Genomic DNA, 18,993 nt, shown 5'->3' with positions numbered 1-18,993 from the left:
CTCCTCGAATAACGTATAAAGCCGGCGGCCTCGAGAGTGCCGCCGGCCGGACAGGGGAATCGAGCCGTGAACCGCTTACGGGTTCATGCAGGCCTCGATGTCCTCGAGGGAGGGCAGGTTGTCGGTGACCCGGCTCATGTTGAAGGGCACCGAGACGTCCCGCCACTGGGCGTAGTCCTGCATGTAGCTGATCATCGAGTGGTAGACCTTGGCGTGCATCGGGTCCTCGCAGGCGCCCTGCACGATCACCTCGTTGGTGATGTCCTGGATCGTCGCCAGGTCTTCCTCGGAGAGCTGGTTGATGGTGGTGCCGTCCTCGAGGAACTGGGCGGTGCCCTCGGTGGACTGCTTCTCGGACCAGGCCAGCGACCAGGCCATGGTCGCCTCGGCGGCGATCTTCAGGGTCTCCTGGGTCTCCTCGGAGAGCGCGTCCCAGGCGTCCTGGTTGATCATCACGCCGAACACGCTGGCCGACTGGTGCCAGCCCGGGGTCATCCAGTAGTCGGCGACCTCGGAGAAGCCGGCCTTGTAGTCCACGCCCGGGGTCGAGAACTCGGCGCCGTCGACCACGCCGCGCTCGATGGCCTGGTAGATCTCGCCGCCGGCCAGGGTGACCTGGGAACCGCCGAGCTGCTCCAGCACCCGGCCCTGGTCGCGGCCCGAGAGGCGCAGGCGCTTGCCTTCCAGGTCGGCGAGGCTCTCGATCGGCGTGCCGCCGCGGAAGCCGGACTCGTTGTTGGTGATGCCGTAGGGTAGATAGACCATGTTGTACTGGCCGTAGACCTCCTGATAGAGATCGAAGCCGCCCCACTGGTTGATCCAGTTCAGGTAGTCCACGCCGTTGAACAGGCTGGTGGTGGTGGCCAGGGGCGAGAAGGCCGGGCTGCGACCCGCCCAGTAGCCCGGCCAGTCGCCGGCGGCCTGGATGCTGCCGGTCTCGGTGGCATCGAACACCTCGGTGCCGGGCATCAGGGTGCCGCCGGCGTAGAACTCGATCTTCAGCTCGTCGCCGGCCAGGTGGTTGACCAGCTCTGCCCAGTGGCGGTCGATCTGGATCAGATCGAGGTTGTCCGGCCAGGTGGTGGTCATGGTCCAGGATTCCTGGGCCTGGGCGGTGCTGGTCAGGCCGGCCAGGGCGATGCCGGCAGCCAGGCCGGTCAGGGCGAAACGCGTCGGCTTCATGGCGATACTCTCCCGAAAGCTTGTTCTGGTTGTGGGGATGATGCGGTGCAAAAAAACACGGTCGCCCGCCGGTGAGAGGCTCGGCGTGGCGACCCTGGAAACAAGCTAGCATGGGGCGCAGGGAGCGCGAGAAGGCCTCCAAACGTCGAAGTGGCGGCCGCGCGGGTCGGCAGTGTTGTCCTTCTGGTCAGGCAAAATCCTTGATTTTCAGGTGTATAAAACAAGGGTATGGCCGGTATGCTGCATCGCCGAAGGGGCGCCGGGCGTTGAAAGGGCGTCACCCGCTTAGACCAAAGTTCAGCGATTGAAGAGACTACTGATGGAAGCTTCCGTGCCCGCCGAGCTGCTGGCCTGTCAGCACCGCCTGGGCGAACGCCGCTGGCGGGGCCTGGTGTGGCTGGCCGGCGAGGTCGAGGATGTGCGTGCCCGGGGACTGGCGCTCTGGCATGCCCTCGGCGTCAAAGCGCCACTGTGGGTCGGCCCCGAGCCGCCTGCCGGGCTCGAAGACGCGGCCTGGCTGCCCGCCGCCAAGGCGCGGAACCGGCTCGGCGGCGAGCACGACCTGATCGTCTTCGACGCGCTGTCGCCCGGGGCCGGCTTCGACCCCGACGCCTTCGGCGCGCTCTCGGGCACCCTGCGCGCCGGCGGCCTGCTGGTGCTGCTGACGCCCGCCGACTGGGGCGCGCGCCCCGATGCCGACTACGCCCGGCTTGCCGCCCACCCGCATGTGGCCGATGCGCTCTCGGCGCACTATCTGGCGCGTCTTTCCCACCTGCTGGAGGCGTCGCCGCGGACGATCCGCTGGCCCGCCGAGGGCGCGCCGATGCTGCCCGACTGGCCCGAGGCGCCGCCGCCCGGACCGGCAGCCGAGCCGGCGCCCGACGATGGCGACTGCCTGACCGCCGATCAGGCCGAGGCGGTGGCGCGGCTGGTCCGGCTACGCCGGCGCCGGCCTATGGTGCTCACCGCCGACCGTGGTCGCGGCAAGACGGCCGCCCTCGGTATCGCCTGCGCCCGGCTGCTGGCGAAGGCGCAGCAAGACGGTGACGAGATCGAGATCCTCGTCACCGCACCGCGCCCGGCGGCGGTGGCCGGGCTGTTCGAGCGTCTCGCCGCGCTGTGCCCCGAGGGCCGGCGCCAGGGGAACCGCTTCGAGGATGCCGGTGGCCGCGTGACCTTCCTCGCGCCGGACGAACTCAGCGCCCGGGTCGCGCGCGGCGAGGCCGGCGGCGCCGGCACCTGGCTGCTGGTCGACGAGGCCGCGGCGATGCCGGCCGGGCTGCTCGGGCAGTGGCTGTCGGCCTTCCCGCGCATCGCCTTCGCCACCACCGTGCACGGCTACGAGGGCGCCGGGCGCGGCTTCGCGCTGCGCTTCCGCGCGCGGCTGGAGCGCCTGACGCCGGAGTGGCGGGAGTATCACCTGTCCGCGCCGATCCGCTGGGCCGAGGACGACCCGCTGGAGGCGCTGACCTCGAGGCTGCTGATGCTCGACGCCGAGCCGGTCGCGCCCGATGACATCGGAGCAAAGGCCTCGGCCGCCTGGCGGGTCGAGTCCCCGGCAGCGCTGGCCCATGACGAGCCGCGCCTGCGGGCGCTGTTCGGGCTGCTGGTGCAGGCCCACTACCGCACCACGCCGAGCGACCTGCGCCACCTGCTGGACGGTCCGGACACCCGGGTCGTCACCCTGGGCGACGCCGCCGGCCCCGCGGCCGTGGCGGTGGTGGCCGACGAGGGCGGCTTCGACGCCGCCCTGGCCGAGCGGGTGGCGCGGGGCGAGCGCCGTCCGCGCGGGCACCTGATGGCCCAGTCGCTGGCCGCCCACGCCGGCTCGCGGGAGGCGCTGACCGGCCGCCTGCGGCGGGTGCAGCGCATCGCCGTGCATCCGGCCGCGCGTCGCCGCGGGCTGGGGCGCGAACTGCTGGCGCGGGAGCGAGAGGCGGCCCGTGACGGGGGGATCGCCCTGCTGGGGGCGAGCTTCGGCGCCGAGCCGGGCCTGCTGGCCTTCTGGCGCGCCCAGGGCTTTCGCACGGTGCGCCTCGGCCTGACCCGGGAGGCCGCCACCGGCGAGCACGCGGTGATGGTGGTCGCGCCGGCGGGCGAGGGCGGCGAGGCCCTGGCCGAGCGGCTGGCGAGCTGCTTCCAGGCCCTGCTGCCGTCGCTGCTGGCCTTCGAGCTGAAGGCGCTCGACCCGGCGGTGGCGCTGGCGCTGCTGGCCGAGGGCGAGCCCCGGCCACTCGATGACGCCGCGCGCCGCGACCTCGAGGACGTGGCCCACGGCCACCGCGAGCCGGCGCTGGTGCGGCCCGCGATTCAGGCGCTGATCCGCCTTGTCGCCGCCCGCGAAGGCACCGGCGAGGCGGACGCCGACCTCACGGCGCTCGCCGCCTGGGCCTTCCAGGGCCGCGACACGGCCTGGCTGGCCGCGCGGCTGGGGCTCGCCGGCGGCAAGGCGGTGGACGCCTGGCGCCGCGAGCAGGTGGCGTGCCGGCTGGCCGGGCCGACGCTTTCCTCGGGCCGGGGCGAGGGGTAGAGTGCCCGGGTCAACGTCGATACAGAAGCACCATGAACGCACATCTCGAGCAGCTCTCGCCGCAGCCCCTGTGGCGCCACTTCCGCACCCTGTGCAACACGCCGCGCCCCTCCGGCCACGAGGCCGCGCTGGTGGCCCTTCTCGAGGCCTGGGCCGACCAGCGCGGCCTGGCCCACGACCGCGACGCCTACGGCAACCTGCGCCTGCGCAAGCCGGCCAGCCCGGGCCATGAAGGCGCGCCGGGCATCGTGCTGCAGGGCCATCTGGACATGGTCGCCCAGGCCAACGCCGATCATCCCCACGACTTCACCCGCGACCCCATCGACACCTTTGTGGAGGATGGCTGGCTGCACGCCCGCCACACCACCCTGGGTGCCGACAACGGGCTCGGCGTGGCGGCGGCGCTGGCGGTGCTCGAGGACGACACCCTGACCCACGGCCCGCTGGAGGCGCTGTTCACCCTCGAGGAGGAGTCCTCCATGGGCGGCGCGCTGAACCTGGCCGAGGGCTGGCTGGACGGCCGGCTGCTGCTCAACCTGGACTCCGAGGACCGCGGCCAGGTCTACATCGGCTGCGCCGGCGGGGCCGACGTGATGGTCGACGCCCAGCTGCCGACCTCGGCGCTGCGTGACGAGGAGGTCGCGGTGCGGCTGTCGCTGACCGGCCTGCGCGGCGGCCACTCCGGCATCGATATCGACAAGGGCCGCGGCAACGCCAACCGCCTGCTGATGCGGGTGCTGCGCGACCTGGAGTCGCTCGACGCGCGGCTGGTCGACTATCGCGGCGGCACTCTGCGCAACGCCCTGCCGCGGGAGGCCTTCGCCACTCTGGCGCTGCCCGCCGACGCCGTCGAGGCCGCCCGCGAGCAACTGCCGACCCTGGAGGCCCGGCTGCGCGACGAGCTGGCCGGTGCCGACGATGGCCTGGCGCTGGCAATCGAGCACGCCGCTGCGCCCGAAGGCGAGGCGCTCACTCGCGACGCCAGCCGCCTGCTGGTGGCCGCGCTGCACGCCGCGCCCTGCGGCGTCGAGCGCATGAGCGTGGCCGTGCCCGGCGTGGTGGAGACCTCCAACAACCTGGGCGTGGTGTCGCTGGAGGCCGGTCGCTTCCACCTCTGCGCCCTGGTGCGCTCGCTGCGCGACAGTGCGGTCGAGGATCTGGCCGACCGCTTCCGCGCGCTGTTCGACCTGATCGGCGCCCGCACCCGGGTCGAGAACGCCTATCCGGGCTGGACGCCGGACCCCGAGAGCCCGCTGCTGGCCCGCTTCCGCGCGCTGCACGCCGCGCGGCTGGGCGTCGATCCCGAGGTCAAGGTGATCCACGCCGGCCTGGAGTGCGGCATCCTCGGCGCCAAGTACCCGGACATGTCGATGATCTCCTTCGGCCCGCTGATCCGCGGCGCCCACTCGCCGGACGAGCGGGTCGAGCTGGCCTCGGTGGAGGAGTTCTGGGGGCTGCTGCGAGCGCTGATCGAGGACCTGGCCGCCCCGGCGCGCTGAGCCGGCCCAGTGCTGACTCAGTGCCGGCCACGGGCCCCGTCGCGCTCGAGGAACCAGTGCGATTCGCCGATCCGGTCGCGATCGATGCGCCTGGGCCCGTGGGGGTGTCGCGGCCGGGGATCGTGCGGGCGCCAGCGGTCGTCGAGGTCGATCCGCGGCTCGACGATGATCAGCGGCGTCGCGTAATCGCGCCGCCGGGGCTTGGCCTCTCGCGGATGGGTGCGATAGCGGCCCGGCACTTCCCGGTCGTCCGGGCCGTTGCCGTAGACGACGGGGCCGTGCTGATGCGTCCCGCCGGTGCCGTAGACCACGGGCCCGTGGCGGATGTCGTCCGCCATGGCCGGTGTCAGTAACGAGAGCGGCAGCAGGAGCGAGGCAAGCAGGGCGGTCGTCGGGCGGCGCATCGATAGGCTCCTCGGCGGGTGAACGGTGTTCCCAGTATAGTGACGGCGATATCGCCGCGCGGGCTTGCGCGGCGCGCGACGGGCGTGATCAGGGAGGGCAGCATGCTCGATGACATGGCGGGAACCGGCGGTGGCGCGATGATCGCCCTCGGCGCGCTGGCGCTGCTGGCCGTGAGCTGGGGCCTTGCCCAGCGGCGCCGACTGGCCGAAACGCGCCGCGAGCGGGATGAGGCGCGTCGCGAGTTGTCCGAGACGCGTGACGAACTGGCCGAGCGCCGTGACGCCGCCGCGCGGCTGGAGCAGGAGCTCACCCAGAGCGACGCCCAGCTCGACGGCTGCCGCGAGCGTCTCGACGGCCTCGAGGCGGCGCTCGCCGAGGCCCGCGACCGGCTGGCCGAACAGCGCGAGCGCTCGGCTCGGCTGGAGGCGGAGCGCGAACAGACGGCGCTGCGCCATCGCGAGCAGCTGGCGCTGCTGGAGGAGGCCCGGGAGCGGCTCAAGGACGAGTTCCACCAGCTCGCCGGCAAGGTCTTCGAGGAGCGTCAGCAGGCCTACAGCACCCAGAGCCGCCAGAGCCTGGAGGCCTTGCTCCAGCCGTTCCGTGAGCAGGTCGAGCAGTTCCGCCAGCGGGTCGAGACGCTGCACGGCCAGGAGCAGCGCGAACGCGGCTTGCTCAAGGCCCAACTCGACCAGCTGGCCGGGCTCAACGCCCGGCTCGGCGACGAGGCGGCCACCCTCGCCCGGGCGCTCAAGGGCGATCAGAAGGCCCAGGGCAACTGGGGCGAGCTGATCCTCGAGACGGTGCTGGAGCGCAGCGGCCTGCGCCGCGACGTCGAATATCGCCGCGAGGTGTCGATCGACGGCGAGGCCGGCCGGCAGCGTCCCGATGCCGTCATCTACCTGCCCGAGTCGCGTCACCTGATCGTCGACGCCAAGGTCTCGCTGGTGGCCTGGAACCGGGTGGTCAACGCCGAGGACGAGGCCGAGCGCGAGGCGGCCATGGGCGATCACCTGCGCTCGCTGCGCGCCCACGTGCGCGGGCTCGCGGCCAAGGACTATCCCGCCCTGCCGGGCCTGCACTCGCCGGATTTCGTGTTCCTGTTCGTGGCGGTGGAACCGGCCTTCGCGGCGGCCTTCGAGCGCGACCCGACGCTGTTCCAGGAGGCCTTCGACCGCCAGGTGGTGATGGTCACGCCGACCACGCTGCTGGCCAGCCTGCGCACCGTGGCCGGACTGTGGAGCCTGGAGCGCCAGAACGAGAACGCGCGGCTGATCGGCGAGCGCGCCGAACGGCTGCTGACCAAGTTCTCCGGCCTGGTGGAGAGCCTGCAGGAGGTAGGGCGCCACCTGGAACGCGCCGGCGACAGCCATCGGCGCGCGGTCAACCGGCTCTCCGAGGGACAGGGCAGCCTGGTGGCCCAGGCCCGCGAGCTGGAGCGGCTGGGCGTGCGCATGAAGAAGCCGCTGCCCGACGAGCTGGTGCGCGCCGCCGAGGGCGAGGCGTCGGGCGCCGCCGCGTCGGACGATGAGCCGTCCTGACCCTTTCCCGACCAACGCAAGACGCCGCCCCGAGGGGCGGCGTCTTCTGGCTACGGAACGTCTGCGGGATCAACCGAGATAGGTTTTAGCCTAGATAGGCGTTGAGCATCCAGACGGTCTTCTCCTGCTCGCGGATGTAGTCGCCGACCTGGGCCGCGGTGCCCTCGTCGTCGGCATCGGAGGCCAGGGAGAGGATCTCGCGCTGCAGCTCGAGCATCTGCTGGTAGCCCTGTACCACCCCGCGCACGCAGGCCTGGCCGTCGTGAACGTTCTTGTCTTCCTCGATGCTGGCGATCTTGAAGTAGTCGCTGTAGGCATGCACCGGGGTGTGGCCCAGGGTCAGGATGCGCTCGGCGACCTCGTCGACCTTGGTCAGCAGGTCGGTGTAGAGCTCCTCGAACTTCTCGTGCAGCTGGAAGAACTGCTGGCCCTTCACGTTCCAGTGGTAGCCGCGCACGTTCATGTAGAAGATCTGGTAGTTGGCCAGCAGGACGTTGAGCCGCTCGGCGAGCTGGCTGGCGCTGCCTTCGTGAAGACCGATGCTGTTGGTGTCGCTCATTGAGAGTGCCTCCTTGATCTCTGTACTGCCGGTGTAGGCGAGCAGTGTATGCGAGCAGAGCGTAGGGGATAAGCTAATTGACTGCATCGCCATCATAGCCCTGCTCCATGACATCGAGGCGTCGACGTCGTCTTTCAAGGGGCTGCTAGACTCGAGTCAGGCCGAGGAGAAACCGTTCATGTGGCGTCCACTGGGAATCATCCTGTTCGCGGGGCTGGCCGGCTGTCAGGTGGCGCCGACGCAGCTGCCGGTGGCCGAGCCGCCGCCGGCGGAGGCATGCCACTGGCCGCGCGGCGATGACGTGCCGGCGATCACCCTGGCCGGCGCGGTGGCGGCGCTGGAGGATGACGACTTCCTGATCCGCCACACCGAGACCACGCTGGGGCTGGTCAGCGCCGAGCGCTCTCGGCGCACCTTCTTCCACGGTGCGCCCGAACCGGACCTCTTCCTGCTGGGTGTCTCTCGAGGCGCGGGGCATGGCGTGCTGATCGGCGGCGGCGCGAGTTTCGGCCTGCTCGATGACGAGGCCACCGAGATCGAGCGGGTCTCGGTGGCGGTCGGCGAGCGGACGGTGCGGGTGAGCCGGGACATCCGCCTGTTCGACTGGCGGGGCGAGCTGCGCCGCTCGCGCACCGCCAGCGACGACGCCTTCTGTCGTGAGCTGCGCGAGGCGATGCGCCGTCGGTCGGGGGAGGCCTCATGAGACGTTTGAAGCTGACACGAACGGTGCTGGCCGCGCTGCTGGCGCTGGTACTAGGCGCGGGCCTTGGCGGATGCGCGGCGACGCCGTCACCGGCCGTGCCCGCCACCCGCACGTTCGCGGTGGCGCCGGCCGCCGTGCTGGAAGCATCCCAGGCGATGCTGATGGAGCGTGGCTATGTGATTCGCCACGCCGACGTCGAGCTGGGGCGCCTGGAGGCGGTGATCGCCCGCTGGCCAGGCTATCGCCTGCATCTGGAGATCGAAGCGGCCGACGGCATGAACGGCGAGGCGAGCGATGGCCAGAGCCGGCTGGCCATGACCGCCTGGCGCGGCGGCCAGCCGCTGCCGCCGTCGCTGGTCGAGCCGCTGCTGACCGAGCTGAGCGTTCGCCTCGATCGCTAGCCTCTCTGACTTACGACCCGCGCAGGGCGTCGATGCCGTCGACGATCGCCAGCAGCCGGTCGCGCATCGCCGCCAGGCCGTCCAGATCGTAGGGGTCGGCCTGGCCCTGGCCCCAGACCGGCCCCGGCCAGGCGTCGTCGCCTTCCCGGCGCAGCACCACGTGCAGATGCAGCTGCGGCACCAGGTTGCCGAGGGTGGCGATGTTGAGCTTGTCGCCGCCCAGCGTCTCCTTGAGGGCGCGGCCGAGCAGGCCGGCCTCGTGCCACAGCTGCTGCTGGTCGTCCTCGCTCAGGTCGAATACCTCCACCGCGCCGGGGCGACGCGGGATCAGCACCAGCCAGGGGTAGCGGGTGTCGTCCATCAGCCGCAGCTGGCACAGCGGCAGCTCGGTGAGCGGGTGGGTGTCCTCGATCAGGCGGGGATCCAGCGTGACATCCGTCATGGGGGCTCCTGGTGGCATCCTGGGGGCGTGATGGCGCTATGATGGCACAGCACGGCGTCCGGCGATGCCCCGGGCGCGTTACGAATCGGAAGGGATGCCATCATGACGCCACTCGAGCTCCTGGCCCTGTTCGCCATCGGCGGGCTGGCCGGCTTCATCAACGTGCTGTCGGCGGGGGGCTCGATGCTCACCCTGCCGCTGCTGATCTTCCTGGGGTTGCCGCCCCAGGCCGCCAACGGCACCAACCGGGTGTCGGTCGCCCTGCAGAGCGTGTCGGCGGTGGCCAACTTCTTCCGCGCCGGCGCCCATCATCTGGGGCTCAGCCTGCGCCTGGCGGTACCGGCGATGCTCGGCGCCCTGCTCGGGGCGCGCCTGGCGCTGGGCGTGAGCGACGCCCTGTTCGAGACGGTGCTGGTGGTGGTCATGGCGCTGTCGGCGCTGCTGATGCTGCTGCCGCAGCCGAGGCTCGAGACCCGGCCGTTGACGCCGGAGCGTCTGACGCCGGCGGTCTATCTGGCGATGTTCGCCATCGGCGTCTATGGCGGCTTCATCCAGGTCGGGGTGGGCATCCTGTTCATCGTGGTGCTCTACCGTCTGCTCAAGATCGATCTGGCCCAGGTGAACGTCTTCAAGGTGCTGATCGTGCTGGTCTACACCCTGCCGGCGCTGGCCGTGTTCGTGTTCGAGGGACAGGTGCGCTGGGGCTACGGCCTGGCGCTGGCCGCCGGCAGCATGACCGGCGCCTGGCTGGCGGTGAAGGTCAACATGAGCGCCCGCGGCGCGCTGTGGGTGAAGTGGCTGACCGTGGCGGTGATCGTGGCGATCATGCTGCGGCTGCTGTTGACCTGACGGGGCTGGCTCAACGCGCCAGGTTTGCTAGATTGAATCGGCACAGGCAGTTCTCATGAACCCATACTCAGGAGCTCACATGAAACGGACTCTTCTGCTGTCGATCGCCGCGCTCTTCACCCTGTCCCTGCTCGCCGGCTGCAACACCGTGCGCGGCGTGGGCCAGGACATCGAGCAGGGTGGCGAGGCGATCCAGGAAACCTCCTACTGATGCATCATCCGGCGCCGTGTTCGACCTGGGCTCGGCGCTCCTCTTCCTCGGCCTGCTTGCGCCGTTGCTTGCGCATCTCGGCCTTCTCGAAACGCAGCCGCTGGGTATCGGTCTTGAGGGCCAGCTCCGGCACCCGGGCCGGCTTGCCGTGCTCGTCCACCGCCACCATGGTCAGGTAACAGCTGTTGGTGTGGCGGATCAGCTTGTTCTGGATGTCCTCGGCGACCACCTTGATGCCGATCTCCATGGAGGAGCGCCCCACGTGATTGACGCTGGCCAGGAAGGTCACCAGCTCGCCGACGTGGATCGGCTGCTTGAACAGCACCTGGTCCACCGACAGGGTCACCACGTAGTGCCCGGAGAAGCGGCTGGCACAGGCGTAGGCCACCTCGTCGAGCTTCTTGAGGATGGCGCCGCCGTGCACCTTGCCGCTGAAGTTGGCCATGTCGGGGGTCATCAGCACGGTCATGGTCAGCTCGTGCTGGCCGGAAAGGGCGTGTTCGTCCATCGAGAGGGGATCCTTGGGTCTATTTTCCCACAGCATAACGCCTTGCCCCCGCGATGGGGACAAGGCGTTCCTGGTTGCCATTGTTTAAAAGAGAGCGCTGGTTACAACCAGGTCAGGCAGACGGCGATGATGATGCCAGTCAGCAGCAGCTGGACCAGGCAGAAGCCCATGATGTCCTTGGCCTTGAGGCCGGCGATGCCGAGCACCGGCAGGGCCCAGAACGGCTGCAGCAGGTTGGTCCAGGCGTCGCCCCAGGCCACGGCCATGGCGACCCGCGGCACGTCGACGCCCAGCGCCTCGGCGGCCGGCAGCATCACCGGCGCCTGCACGGCCCACTGGCCGCCGCCGGAGGGCACGAAGATGTTGACGATGCCGGCGCTGATGAAGGTCCAGAACGGCAGGGTGGTTTCGGTGGCCAGCGAGACCAGCGCCTGGGACAGCGTCTCGGCCAGCCCCGATTGCACCATGATCGCCATGATGCCGGCGTAGAAAGGGAACTGGATGACGATGCCGGCGCCGCCCTTGATCGCCTCCTGCAGGCTCTCGAGCAGGCTGCGCGGGGTGCGGTGCAGCACGATGGCCAGGAACAGGAACAGGAAGTTGACCACGTTGAGGTTGAGCCCGCCGCCCTGCAGCACGAAGTGGTCGACCAGGAACAGCAGCCCGGGGATGCCGACCAGCCAGGCCAGGGTCATGCTGTTCTCGAGGCGCTCCGCCGGGCGGGTGATGCGCACGCGCCGCTCCTCGTCGTCCTCGAGCAGGCTCGGGTCGATGAACACGCTGTCCTTCTCGTCGGGCAGCATCAGGCGGTTGAACAGCGGTACGGCGACGAACAGCGCCACCACGATGGCCAGGTTGAACAGCGAGAAGATGGTCTCGGAGGTGCCGATCACGCCGATCTGCTCGACGCTGAAGTGGCCCTCGGTGGCGATGGTCAGCGGCACCGAGCCGGCCAGGCCGCCGTGCCAGACGATGAAGCCCGAGTAGGCGCTGGCCACCAGCAGCCGGTAGTCGACGCGGATCTGCTTGGCGAGCTCCTTGGCGAACAGCGCGCCGACCACCAGGCCGAAGCCCCAGTTGATCCAGCTCGCCGCCAGCGACACCAGAGTGACCAGCACGATCGCCGCGCCGGCGTTGTTGGCCAGGCCGGCCAGGCGCCGCAACAGGCGTTTCACGGGCGGCGAGCTGGCCAGCATGTAGCCGGTGACCAGCACCAGCAGCATCTGCATCGAGAAGGTCAGCAGGTTCCAGAAGCCGTCGCCCCAGAAGCGCAGCACCGCCAGCGGCGTCTGGCGTTCCACGGCGATGGCCGCCGCCGCGGCGATCACGGTCAGCAGCAGCACGAAGATATAAGGGTCGGGCAGGTAGCGTTCGACCAGCTTCACGGCCGGACGCGAGATTACCTTCAGCATGGAGACATCCCTTTTCGCTGGTGAAGAGCCGCCGGGGCGGCTGGGAGAGCAAGCCTCGGGTCAATTGACGCCAACGTAAAGGTGAAAGATAGCCAAAGCCGACGAATGTCTAAGTTTTAGCGCCCGACGCGGTTTAAACGTCGGCGCCCGACCCGCGCGTGCGGCGGTAGTGGCGGTCGAGGTGGAAGGCGGCGATCGGCCCCCCGAGCGCACCTCGATGAACCGGGAAAAGCTCAAGCGTCGGCGCCCGACCCGCGCGTGCGGCGGTAGTGGCGCACAAGGTGGAAGGCGGCGATCCCCCCGAGCGCACCTCGATGAACCGGGAAAAGCTCAAGCGTCGGTGCCCGACCAGCGCGTGTGGCGGTAGTGGCGGTAATAGGCGATCAACACCCCCGAGCGCACCGTGGTGAACAGCGTGAAGGCCAGCCATAGCCCGTGGTTGCCAAGGCCGCGACTCAGCCACCAGGCGGGCAGATAGACCGCCAGGGCGATGAATATGCTGTTGCGCATCTCGCGCGTGGAGGTGGTGCCGATGAAGACGCCGTCGAGCAGATAGCTCCACACCGCGATCAGTGGCATGGCGACCATCCACGGCAGGTACTCGCCGGCGGTGTCGCGCACTTCCGGCAACCCGGTGAGCAGGGCGATCAGCCAGGGGCCGCCCAGGGCGAAGGCCAGGGAAGCGAGGCCGGCGGTGAGCAGCGAGAAGCGTGCCGCGGCGCGCACCGAGGCGGCGAACTCCTCCCAGCGACCGCGGCCCACCGCGCGGCCGGTCAGCGCCTCGGCGGCGTGGGCGAAGCCGTCCAGGCCGTAGGAGGTCAGCATGATGAACTGCAGCAGCACGGCGTTGGCCGCCAGCACGGTGTCGCCCTGGGCGGCGCCGCGGGAGGTGAAGAAGGCCATGGCGAACAGCAGCCCCAGGGTGCGCACGAACAGCTGGGCGTTGACTCGGAACAGCTCGCCGTAGGCCGAGAGCCGCAGCAGTCGCGCGCGGCGAAAGCGGCCGCCGAGGCCGGCCAGCTGGTGCCACACCCGCCACAGGCCGAAGGCCAGCGCGGTGTAGTCGGCGATCACCGTGGCCCAGGCCACGCCGTCGCTGGTCATGCCCAGGCCGACCACGAACACCAGGTCGAGGACGATGTTGACGCCGTTGGTCAGCACCAGCAGCGCCAGGGTCACCCGCGAGTTCTGCTGGCCGAGGAACCAGCCGAGGATGGCGTAGTTGGCCAGCACCGCCGGCGCCGAGAGCAGCCGGATGCCGGCGTATTCCGCGGCCAGCCGGGTGGCCTCGGGGCTGCCGTCGAGCAGCCGGAGGCCGAGCGCGATCAGCGGGTCGCCGGCCAGGATCAGCACGACGCCGATCGCCGCCGCCAGCAGCAGCGACTGCCCGAGCAGGGTCTTCACCGACTCGTCGTCTTCCCGGCCCGCCGCCTGGGAGGTCAGCCCGGTGGTGCCCATGCGCAGGAAGCCGAAGCCCCAGTAGAGGAAGCCGAACAGGGTGGCGCCGAGCGTCACCGCGGCCAGGTAGCGGGAGTCCGGCAGGTGGCCGACCACGGCGGTATCGACCAGGCCGAGCAGCGGCACGGTGATGTTGGAGAGGATGATCGGCCAGGCCAGAGCCCAGATGCGCTGTGAGGAACGGGCGGTCGAGGCGGGGGCGGTCGCGGTCACGGTGGCTCCGGTCGGTGGCTGGAGGCGGGGAGCATGGCCGCTGGCATCGGGCAGTGCAAGCGGCCCGGCGTCGCCAGTCCGTCTACGCTGGAGAGAAAGCCGGGGAGGCGTCCCCGAATGTCACCATCGCAGGAGGGGCGAGCCATGACACGAGTGAACGGTGGGAGCCTGGGGCTGGCGTTGCTACTGGCGCTGCTGATGAGCGCGCCGCCGGCGCTGGCCATGGACGATGAAGCGCGTCCCAGCGGCGGCGCCATGGCGGTGGATGCCCTGTTCGCCCGGCCGCTGCTGGCCGCGGCCACGGTGGGCGGCGCGGCGGTGTTCCTGGTCTCGCTGCCGTTCAGCGCTCTGGGCGGCAATGTGGGAGAGGCCGCGGAGACGTTGATCAAGACGCCGGCCGAGGCGACCTTCCGGCGCTGTCTGGGCTGCGAGGTGAGCCGCCGCGCCGACGAGATGTAAACGCGATCGATACCACGACGCCCCGCTAGGCGGGGCGTCGTGGTATCGATCGTCGCGGCGTCTGTGGTGGCGAGACGGTCAGGCGGCGGTGATGCGCTCGTACTTCGCCATCAGCTGCTGCTGGCTCTCCTTGCGCTCGGGGTCGAGCGGGATGCAGTCCACCGGGCAGACCTGCTGGCACTGGGGCTCGTCATAGTGGCCGACGCACTCGGTGCACAGGCCGGGATCGATGACGTAGATCTCTTCCCCCGGCGAGATGGCGCCGTTGGGGCATTCGGGTTCGCAGACGTCGCAGTTGATGCACTCGTCGGTGATCATCAGGGCCATGGAGTACCTCACGAAAATCGCGGCCGGCGGGCTCGGGCATCATGCCCGAGTGCCATGGTCAGGTATTGTAATGCCGCTTCAGCGTTTCGGCGACCTCGGGGTGCACGTGCTTCGAGACGTCGCCGCCGAGCCGGGCGATCTCGCGCACCAGGCTCGAGGAGATGTAGGAGTTCTCCACCTCCGGGGTCAGGAAGACCGTCTCGAGCTCGGGCATCTGGGCGCGGTTCATGTTGGCCAGCTGCAGCTCGTACTCGAAGTCCGAGACCGCGCGCAGCCCGCGCAGCAGCACCCGGGCCTGCTGCTGCTTCATGAATTCGGTCATCAGCCCCGAGAACCCCGTCACCTCGACGTTGTCGAGGCCCTCGACCACCCGGCGCGCCAGCGCGGTCCGGGTGTCGAGGTCCAGCGTCGGCCCCTTGCCGGGGCTGGTGGCGATGGCCACCACCACCTTGTCGAACAGCCGCGAGGCGCGCTCGATCAGGTCGAAGTGACCGTTGGTAATGGGGTCGAAGGTGCCGGGGTAGACGGCGACGTTCATCACGCTTCTCCGTCGTCGAGGCGTCCGAAGGGATTGTCCACGGCCAGCGAGACCGGCTTGGCGTAGCCCGGGATGCGGATGCTGTCCGCGCCGACCTCGAGCTCGGGGCCCTCCAGCACGCCCTCGCCGAAGCGATAGCGGGGCTGGAAGCGGCCACGGTCGGCCTCGTGGCGATAGGCGGCGGCGGCCTGGCGGGTGGCCTCGCGGCGGCTGCGCCATTCGTCCATCGCGGCGTCGCCGTGGCGGGCGGTCATCAGCCGCTCGGTGACGGCCGGCGACAGCACCACGCCGGTGGCGTTGTTGCCACCGAAGCCCTTGGCGTTGACGAAGGCGGCGTCGGCGGCGAAGCGCAGCGGCTCGCGGAACAGTCGCAGGCGTTCGGCGTGCAGATCTTCGGGCTGGCTGTCATCCAGGGTCGGGATGCCCGGCAGCAGGTCGTGAGCGAAGCTGCCCAGGGCGCTGGCCAGCTGGTCGCCGGCGGCGCTGCCCTGGGAATGGCCGACGAAGGCCTTGACCGCCACCACCGGCCAGTCCTCGATGCCGTGGGCCTGGGCGACCATGTCGAAGACGTGGGACTCGGTCTCGCGGTTCTTCGGCGTGCTGGTGCCGTGGGCGTGCAGGAAGGTGCGTTCGCGCAGGGCGGTCTCGCCGAGCATCTCGCGCACCAGCGAGGCGGCCTTGCCGAGGGTGATGTAGTTGCCGATGCCGGGCGCCGAGATCGAGCGCTTCCAGCCGTCGGCGTTGACGAAGACGTCCGGCACGCTGCCCAGCACCTCGGCGCCGACCTCCAGCGCCAGGGCGTCGTCCATCAGCATCACGAACTGGCTGGACTCGCCCATGGTGAAGCCGCAGTTGCGGGCGAACGGGCGGCAGGCGCGCTGGTAGTCCAGGTCGGTGAGCAGCTCGAGGGCGTCCAGCGCCTTGAGACTCTCGTCGTCGGCCAGGGCGCCCATGGTGCGGAAGCCCTCGATGATCTCGGGGGTGATTGGCGCGTCGGCGGTGCCGACCATCACCACCCGGCGGCGGCCGGCGCGGATGTCGTCGACGCCCAGGCGCAGGTTGTAGAGGAAGCTGGCGCAGGCGCCGAGTGCCGCGCCGGTGCTGCCGACGCTGCCGAGGACATAGGCGTTGAGGAAGTCGGCCGGCATCTGGCCGTAGCCCAGCGGCATCTGCTTGGAGGTGGCGCGCTTGCCGGTGGCGAAGCTCTTGAGCAGCCCGCCCCAGCCGTCGTCGTCGAGCTGGCCGATGGAGTTGCCGGCGTAGACGGCGACCTGGTCGGGGTCGAGTCGGTCATGCAGGTCTTCCCAGGCCAGGCCGCTGTCGCCCAGGCAGTCGCTGGCGGCGAAGATCGCCATGGACAGGCCGCGCGGGTGGTGCACGCTGCGGTACAGCTGACCGGGCTCGAAGCCGGAGGGCAGCTGGCCGGCGGCGCGCACCTGGGCCGGGCGAGTCTCGGGCAGCATGACGTCCATCTCGCCGGCCGGCACCGTCACTTCCAGGTGCTTGCGGTCGATCTCGCGGACCTGCCAGGTGGGCGGCAGGCTGTCCGGCAGCTGACGACGGCGTACCCGGAAGGTCATCGGCGCCTCGAGATCGAGGCTGGCGCGACGGTTGGCGGGCAGGCCCTCGGCGTTGAAACGGGGGTCTTCGTTGCGACGGATCAGGGTATGGTCGAGCACGCGCTGGCGGGTCTGCTCGACGATGGCCGCGGCGTCGAGGGGGTTGCCGTCGGCGTCGTGCCAGGCATCGTCGGCCTGGGCGCTGGCCAGGCGCATCATGGCCGCCAGGCCGAGCAGGGTCTGGGCTTGGACGTCGTCGGGCAAGGCGTCGAGCACGGTGCGGCGAAACGCCTGATGTCCCGAGGCTCGGCCGGCGGGATTCACGCCACCCATGCCCACGATCACCGGTAAATGTGACAAGCCGGGTTCCTCGTAGTGCGGTTGATATATGGGCTGCTATTGTCCTTTTGGCCAAGGATCATAGCACCCGGCCCGGTGCGCCGTCATGCGGGGCATGGAGGGGTTTTCCACAACCCGGCCGGCCGGGCAGGCGAGAGGCCCGCGGGCCGGCCCATGGCTGGTAGAATGCACGCCTTCCCAAGCCCCCGACCGATCACCGCCATGTCCGAGCGTTCCCGCATCATCACGTCCAACCAGCCCGGCCCCCATCACGATCTGGCGCGCCGGGTCGAACGGGCCCTGACCCATCCGCTGCGCAAGCCGCTGGCCGATCATACCCGCGAGGCCTTCGCCGCGGCCGAGGCGTGGCGGGCGTCGCACGGCGAGGCGCCGCTGATCCTCGACGCCTGCTGTGGCGTGGGGCTGTCGACGCGGCGGCTGGCCGAGGCCCATCCCGACTGCGTGGTGATTGGCGTGGACCGCAGCGCCGACCGGCTGTCCCGGGAGCACGGCGCGCCGCCCGACAATGCCCTGCTGGTGCGTGCCGACCTGGTGGACTTCTGGCGGCTGGCGCTGGCCGCCGGCTGGCGCCCGGTACGCCACTATCTGCTGTACCCGAACCCCTACCCCAAGTCGACGCACCTCAAGATGCGCTGGCAGGGGCATCCGGTGTTCCCCGCCATCCTGGCGCTGGGCGGGCGGCTGGAGCTGCGTTCCAACTGGCGGCTCTACGTCGAGGAGTTCTCGCTGGCCCTCGAGCAGGCGACCGGCGTCGCCGCGCCGGTGGAAGCCCACGATCCGGCGGGGGATTTCCTGACCCACTTCGAGCGCAAGTACCACCTCAGCGGCCAGCCGCTGTGGAAGATGGTCGCCGAGCTGCCGCATCGCCCGGGGCTGCTGCCGGTCGAGTGAGCCGGCTCAGCGGCTGCGGCGGTCGCGGAACCTCTCACCCAGCGTCTGCCGCAGCCAGCGGGCGATCGGCCCCTGGGCCGCGTCCCGGCGCGAGACCGTCTCCACGTCGATGATCGGCAGGGTGCCCAGGGTCTCGTCCGACAGCGCGACCAGATGCTCGCGGAACGGTGGATAGCGGGCGATGTGCTCGGGGACCAGGGCCCAACCGAGGCCGCGAACGGCCAGCTCACCCATCGAGTAGAAGCTGTTGAGGCGCCAGAACTGGGCGCTGAGCGACGTCTCGTCGTCGCCCGCGGAGCGCGAGGCGATCAGCAGCTGGCGATGGTCGGCCAGGTCGCCGAGGGAAGGCGGCCCCTGATCGGCCAACGGGTGGTCGCGGCCGACCACCAGCGACTGGCGCAGATGGGCGATCGGCATGCCCTCGAGCAGCGGGCCGCGGCCGAGCCGGCCGAGCAGGATGCCCAGATCGGCGGTGCGATCCTCGACCCAGCCGGCGATATCGCCCTGGGCGCCGTAGAGCAGGGTCAGCTGCAGGGCGGGATAGTGGTGGGCCAGGGCCTCGAGGGTCTCGTCCACCGGCGGCATCTCGACCAGCGCCTCGTCGATGGCCAGCACCAGCCGGGCCTCCTCGCCCTCGGCGATGGCCCTGGCGTGGGAGTCCAGCCGCTGGCACTGGCGCAGCACCGCGCGGGCCTCGTGGAGCAGGGCCTCGCCGGCTTCGGTCAGACGCGGCAGGCGGCCGTCGCGGTCGAAGAGCGTGCAGGCGAGATCGGCCTCCAGGTGAGCGACGGCGGTGCTCACCGCCGACTGGGCGCGGCCCAGGTGCCGGGCCGCGGCGGAGAAGGAGCCGCACTCGGCGCAGGCGATGAGCACTTCCAGCTGATCGAGGGTCCAGCGCATGGGTGACCTATCGGGTTTGTAGATGGAATCTAACTCGTATCCATCGCCA

At 70.5% G+C, this 18,993-nt stretch carries 20 protein-coding genes; 9 read left to right on the top strand and 11 right to left on the bottom strand.

What is annotated here, in order from left to right; genetic code table 11:
* Window positions 1-75: 75 nt before the first annotated feature.
* Window positions 76-1,182: a TRAP transporter substrate-binding protein DctP gene (gene dctP / locus CVH10_RS13750; RefSeq protein WP_046078112.1), complete on the bottom strand. Its 1,107-nt coding sequence runs from the start codon at window positions 1,180-1,182 to the stop codon at window positions 76-78.
* A 319-nt stretch (window positions 1,183-1,501) separates the two neighbouring features.
* On the opposite strand from dctP, the gene CVH10_RS13745 reads away from it, so the two are divergent.
* On the top strand, window positions 1,502-3,712 hold the full coding sequence (locus tag CVH10_RS13745) for a tRNA(Met) cytidine acetyltransferase TmcA (protein WP_106488972.1): 2,211 nt from the start codon (window positions 1,502-1,504) through the stop codon (window positions 3,710-3,712).
* Between the two features lie 32 nt (window positions 3,713-3,744).
* Window positions 3,745-5,211, top strand: coding sequence for an aminoacyl-histidine dipeptidase (locus CVH10_RS13740; protein WP_106488971.1), 1,467 nt, complete (start codon window positions 3,745-3,747; stop codon window positions 5,209-5,211).
* A 17-nt stretch (window positions 5,212-5,228) separates the two neighbouring features.
* Here the strand turns inward: CVH10_RS13740 and CVH10_RS13735 are convergent, their stop codons facing one another.
* Complete coding sequence (locus CVH10_RS13735) at window positions 5,229-5,615, bottom strand: hypothetical protein (protein ID WP_035599313.1); 387 nt, start codon at window positions 5,613-5,615, stop codon at window positions 5,229-5,231.
* A 102-nt stretch (window positions 5,616-5,717) separates the two neighbouring features.
* Here CVH10_RS13735 and rmuC point away from each other — a divergent pair, with 102 nt between their 5' ends.
* Window positions 5,718-7,154 (top strand): DNA recombination protein RmuC, encoded by a 1,437-nt coding sequence (gene rmuC, locus CVH10_RS13730; protein ID WP_106488970.1) that lies wholly within the window; start codon window positions 5,718-5,720, stop codon window positions 7,152-7,154.
* Window positions 7,155-7,239: 85 nt separating this feature from the next.
* Here the strand turns inward: rmuC and CVH10_RS13725 are convergent, their stop codons facing one another.
* On the bottom strand, window positions 7,240-7,713 hold the full coding sequence (locus CVH10_RS13725; RefSeq protein ID WP_035599316.1) for a Dps family protein: 474 nt from the start codon (window positions 7,711-7,713) through the stop codon (window positions 7,240-7,242).
* A gap of 178 nt (window positions 7,714-7,891) precedes the next feature.
* Here CVH10_RS13725 and CVH10_RS13720 point away from each other — a divergent pair, with 178 nt between their 5' ends.
* Window positions 7,892-8,416 (top strand): hypothetical protein, encoded by a 525-nt coding sequence (locus tag CVH10_RS13720; RefSeq protein ID WP_052052590.1) that lies wholly within the window; start codon window positions 7,892-7,894, stop codon window positions 8,414-8,416.
* Entirely contained in the window at window positions 8,413-8,817 is a 405-nt protein-coding gene (locus CVH10_RS13715; RefSeq protein ID WP_369335805.1) for a hypothetical protein, read from the top strand. The genes CVH10_RS13720 and CVH10_RS13715 overlap by 4 nt, the downstream gene beginning before the upstream one ends.
* A 10-nt stretch (window positions 8,818-8,827) precedes the next feature.
* Here CVH10_RS13715 and CVH10_RS13710 read toward each other — a convergent pair whose 3' ends face one another.
* Window positions 8,828-9,259 carry an HIT domain-containing protein gene (locus CVH10_RS13710; protein WP_035599320.1) on the bottom strand — a complete coding sequence of 144 codons (432 nt, stop codon included), beginning with the start codon at window positions 9,257-9,259 and terminating at the stop codon, window positions 8,828-8,830.
* 102 nt (window positions 9,260-9,361) lie between these two features.
* Between CVH10_RS13710 and CVH10_RS13705 the strand changes: the two genes are divergently transcribed.
* Both CVH10_RS13705 and CVH10_RS13700 read left to right on the top strand, forming a co-directional pair.
* A complete protein-coding gene (locus tag CVH10_RS13705; RefSeq protein ID WP_035599323.1) occupies window positions 9,362-10,108 on the top strand; it encodes a sulfite exporter TauE/SafE family protein in 747 nt (248 codons plus the stop codon).
* 79 nt (window positions 10,109-10,187) lie between these two features.
* Complete coding sequence (locus tag CVH10_RS13700) at window positions 10,188-10,319, top strand: entericidin A/B family lipoprotein (protein WP_035599326.1); 132 nt, start codon at window positions 10,188-10,190, stop codon at window positions 10,317-10,319.
* Window positions 10,320-10,323: 4 nt separating this feature from the next.
* Here the strand turns inward: CVH10_RS13700 and CVH10_RS13695 are convergent, their stop codons facing one another.
* The 3 genes from CVH10_RS13695 to CVH10_RS13685 form a co-directional block, all read right to left on the bottom strand.
* Window positions 10,324-10,827, bottom strand: coding sequence for an acyl-CoA thioesterase (locus CVH10_RS13695; RefSeq protein ID WP_035599336.1), 504 nt, complete (start codon window positions 10,825-10,827; stop codon window positions 10,324-10,326).
* Between the two features lie 101 nt (window positions 10,828-10,928).
* On the bottom strand, window positions 10,929-12,239 hold the full coding sequence (locus CVH10_RS13690) for a short-chain fatty acid transporter (protein WP_035599339.1): 1,311 nt from the start codon (window positions 12,237-12,239) through the stop codon (window positions 10,929-10,931).
* Window positions 12,240-12,569: 330 nt separating this feature from the next.
* Window positions 12,570-13,910: an MATE family efflux transporter gene (locus CVH10_RS13685; RefSeq protein ID WP_106488969.1), complete on the bottom strand. Its 1,341-nt coding sequence runs from the start codon at window positions 13,908-13,910 to the stop codon at window positions 12,570-12,572.
* A 144-nt stretch (window positions 13,911-14,054) separates the two neighbouring features.
* On the opposite strand from CVH10_RS13685, the gene CVH10_RS13680 reads away from it, so the two are divergent.
* The gene (locus CVH10_RS13680; protein ID WP_106488968.1) at window positions 14,055-14,369 is read left to right on the top strand and encodes a hypothetical protein; all 315 of its coding nucleotides are present in this window, start codon (window positions 14,055-14,057) and stop codon (window positions 14,367-14,369) included.
* Window positions 14,370-14,447: 78 nt separating this feature from the next.
* Here CVH10_RS13680 and CVH10_RS13675 read toward each other — a convergent pair whose 3' ends face one another.
* The 3 genes from CVH10_RS13675 to CVH10_RS13665 are packed head-to-tail and all read right to left on the bottom strand — an operon-like array spanning window position 14,448 to window position 17,126.
* On the bottom strand, window positions 14,448-14,696 hold the full coding sequence (locus tag CVH10_RS13675) for a YfhL family 4Fe-4S dicluster ferredoxin (protein WP_035599344.1): 249 nt from the start codon (window positions 14,694-14,696) through the stop codon (window positions 14,448-14,450).
* A gap of 58 nt (window positions 14,697-14,754) precedes the next feature.
* On the bottom strand, window positions 14,755-15,234 hold the full coding sequence (coaD, locus tag CVH10_RS13670) for a pantetheine-phosphate adenylyltransferase (protein ID WP_035599346.1): 480 nt from the start codon (window positions 15,232-15,234) through the stop codon (window positions 14,755-14,757).
* Window positions 15,234-17,126, bottom strand: coding sequence for a beta-ketoacyl synthase (locus CVH10_RS13665; protein WP_035599349.1), 1,893 nt, complete (start codon window positions 17,124-17,126; stop codon window positions 15,234-15,236). Before CVH10_RS13665 ends, coaD begins: the two co-directional genes overlap by 1 nt.
* Window positions 17,127-17,354: 228 nt before the next feature.
* Between CVH10_RS13665 and CVH10_RS13660 the strand changes: the two genes are divergently transcribed.
* A complete protein-coding gene (locus tag CVH10_RS13660) occupies window positions 17,355-18,044 on the top strand; it encodes a tRNA (guanosine(46)-N(7))-methyltransferase TrmB (RefSeq protein ID WP_035599352.1) in 690 nt (229 codons plus the stop codon).
* Window positions 18,045-18,050: 6 nt separating this feature from the next.
* On the opposite strand, the gene CVH10_RS13655 is transcribed toward CVH10_RS13660, so the two are convergent.
* Complete coding sequence (locus tag CVH10_RS13655; RefSeq protein ID WP_035599355.1) at window positions 18,051-18,944, bottom strand: LysR family transcriptional regulator; 894 nt, start codon at window positions 18,942-18,944, stop codon at window positions 18,051-18,053.
* Window positions 18,945-18,993: the final 49 nt, after the last annotated feature.

This window comes from Halomonas sp. ND22Bw (assembly GCF_003011945.1).
GTDB classification, from domain to species: Bacteria; Pseudomonadota; Gammaproteobacteria; order Pseudomonadales; family Halomonadaceae; genus Halomonas; species Halomonas halophila.
Note: the sequence above shows the minus strand (reverse complement) of the source record. Positions and strands in the feature narration are given on the sequence as shown.